Source organism: Halomonas sp. 3F2F (assembly GCF_014897805.1).
In the GTDB taxonomy this organism is placed as follows: Bacteria; Pseudomonadota; Gammaproteobacteria; order Pseudomonadales; family Halomonadaceae; genus Vreelandella.
On the sequence record NZ_JABUZE010000008.1, the window covers coordinates 1 to 2,516 of the forward strand.

Here is a 2,516-nt window from a genome sequence, read left to right on the forward strand (position 1 = left end):
CTGCGCCTAGTTCCACCAAAAACAAAAAAGGCGAGCGCGATCCGCAAATGCACCAAACTAAAAAAGGTAGCTCTTGGCACTTTGGCATGAAAATGCACATAGGTGTCGACGATAAGCTTGGGTTGATTCACAGCATTGAGACCACGGCTGCCAATGTCCATGACATTGTGCCTGCCGATAAGCTCCTTCACGGTGAAGAGCAACGCGTCTTCGGTGATGCCGGTTACCTTGGTATTCAAAAACGAGACGAGCACAAGCACCGCAACGATGTCTCTTGGTATATTGCCAAACGGCCTGGCACCCGCAAGCAGCTAGATGCCAGGCGACAGAAAGTCGAAAAAATCAAAGCCAGTATCCGTGCCAAGGTGGAGCACCCCTTTCGGTACATCAAACAAGTTTTTGGTTATGGCAAGGCTCGCTATCGTGGACTGGCCAAAAACACTCAGCGCCTGCACTTGCTGGCGGCGTTCAGCAACCTGCTGATCAGTGAGAAATACCTATGGGAATAAGGCGATTGCGCTCCTTTCCCGCTCAATGAGCGGGAAAGGAGCAAAAATACACAAAGAAAGGGAGAAGAGTGTCTGAATTTTCGATTTTTTGTCGGCTCAAGTAAGCGTTGATGAATATCGGCAGTTATTCAGACCTTCCCTAAATACGCTAAGCCGATTGTTAATTCTTTGCATGCAGGGGGGAGTGGGAAGAGCCTCGCTATAGTTTACAGTACGGCTAATGCAAACATTTTTCGTGCGGGTTATAACTCCGGCGACGCGGCGCTTTATTACCGTATCTACGATTAGCAAGGTAATTTCCTAACGGATCAGTAAATGATTGTTACGGGAGGTGATGGAGCCGGACTACCCAATAACAATAATGTCAACTGGGACTCCATCTACGTGGCGCCGACAGGGGGGATGACTTTGTCGTGGGCTGGCTGGGGGCTGATCATGACGGCGATGGCACCTCTGCATTGATCAATCTGATGACACCGGGGTACGACACTATCGCGGTGGCGGAGGATGTGGCCGGTAACAAGTTAGTCCAGGTTGAGGGTGATGTTGATCCGGCTGTGGTAGGCGATTTGGGCGGTGGCGCACCGCCCGTCGTGAGTCAGCCGAAGTCAGTTCGATGATGTTTAGACTAAGCGATATGGATGATGGAGCTGGCGATGGAGAGATGGTGTTGCCTGAATTTGACAGCAACTATGTGGAAGAGGAGCAAGTGGCAAGTGGCTCTGAAACCTCTGGAGAAGTGCCTATGGGAGACTTCTCCGAGCTGCAGAATCCGCTTAACGACGAGCTTGATCAGAACACCTATGTGGCTTGATTAAGGCTTTAACGTTGGCATTACTGCCAAAGCACCGGGCCCAAGGGCCCGGTGCGTTTTTTGGTTAAGGTAAAGATGACCCAATATTGGCACGCAGTTTTTTGCCATCAATGCAGCAACCCTCAGTGGTATTGGTGGCAGAATGCTGGAATAGAAGCTGTAAGGAAAGCTGTAATGTCAGCCCAAGTGATCATCGCAAAATGGAGTGAAGCTAACTATGAGAAACCTCAGTGCTGACAAGCTAAAAAATAAGACTCCCTACATGGTATGGGCATTGGCGGTCAGTTTTTTGTCATGGGGTGGGGTTAGCACAACGTGGGCACAGAAGGGTGGCCCATCGACATTGGATGGTGTCACTGATCAACCGACACAAGATGCCCAAAGCCTAACCATGCAAGCGGCGGTGCAACAAGCGGTTAATTGGTACCCTTCTATTGCTGAAACATTGGGGCGCTTATATCAGCAAAATGAGCAGGTGGCGGTGGCGCGTTCTGGGTATCTGCCTCAGGTTGATGCGGGGTTATCATCACAGTACAGAACATCCAGTAGCCAAACGGAAGAGGCGTTCAATATTACCGCCTCCCAGATGCTCTATGATTTTGGCAAAGTTGAAAATGAGGTAAAAGCCGAATTATTTGGTGTGGAGCGCGATCAGGCGAGAGTCCTGTTGGCAATTGATCAACTAGCGCTCGAGGTCGCTCAAGCGGTAATTGATATTCAGCGCTTTAAAACCTTGTTGGCGATTGCAGATGATCAAATTAACAATGTCACCGATATACAGGTGTTAGCGGAAAGACGCTCAGAGCTTGGCGCCAGCACACGGTCTGATGAGGTGCAGGCGCAGTCAAGGGTGGAAGCGGCTAGAGCAACACGTGAGCAGTATCAGTCACGGCTGTCAACCAGTCGTAATAACTTAAGCAGGCTCATTGGGGCGCAAAGGCCGGTTAGCGTTACGGATACTCTTCCCGATGGCTTGTTACAAGTATGTAAGACGGTTTCTGATCAGTTTCATAATGTACCGGAAATTATGGTGGCCGATGCCCAGCGTGAAGAAGCACGCGCACAAATTGCTCGGCGTGAGGCAGATTTTTACCCAACTATCTCCGCAGAGGCAGGCTTTAATCAATTTATTAACCAGGTCGGCAACAATGAACCGCCCCGGTTATTCCGGAGACCGGTTTGTTTGAGTCAGG

Annotated in this window: 4 protein-coding genes; all 4 read left to right on the forward strand. The window is 50.0% G+C overall.

The annotated features are described in order from the left end of the window. Window positions 1–509 (forward strand): IS5 family transposase (locus INT21_RS00490; RefSeq protein ID WP_193084733.1); only part of this gene is annotated, 509 nt, incomplete at its 5' end. Between the two features lie 413 nt (window positions 510–922). After that, window positions 923–1,129 carry a hypothetical protein gene (locus INT21_RS00495; protein WP_193061913.1) on the forward strand — a complete coding sequence of 69 codons (207 nt, stop codon included), beginning with the start codon at window positions 923–925 and terminating at the stop codon, window positions 1,127–1,129. After that, window positions 1,126–1,323, forward strand: coding sequence for a hypothetical protein (locus INT21_RS00500; protein ID WP_193061914.1), 198 nt, complete (start codon window positions 1,126–1,128; stop codon window positions 1,321–1,323). The genes INT21_RS00495 and INT21_RS00500 overlap by 4 nt, the downstream gene beginning before the upstream one ends. Window positions 1,324–1,540: 217 nt before the next feature. Further along, a partial coding sequence (locus INT21_RS00505) for a TolC family protein (protein ID WP_193061915.1) occupies window positions 1,541–2,516 on the forward strand: 976 nt, incomplete at its 3' end.

What these genes read in the sequence shown, in the direction of transcription:
- INT21_RS00500 (WP_193061914.1), top strand. Translation starts at nt 1,126, where the DNA reads ATGATGTTTAGACTAAGCGATATGGATGATGGAGCTGGCGATGGAGAG.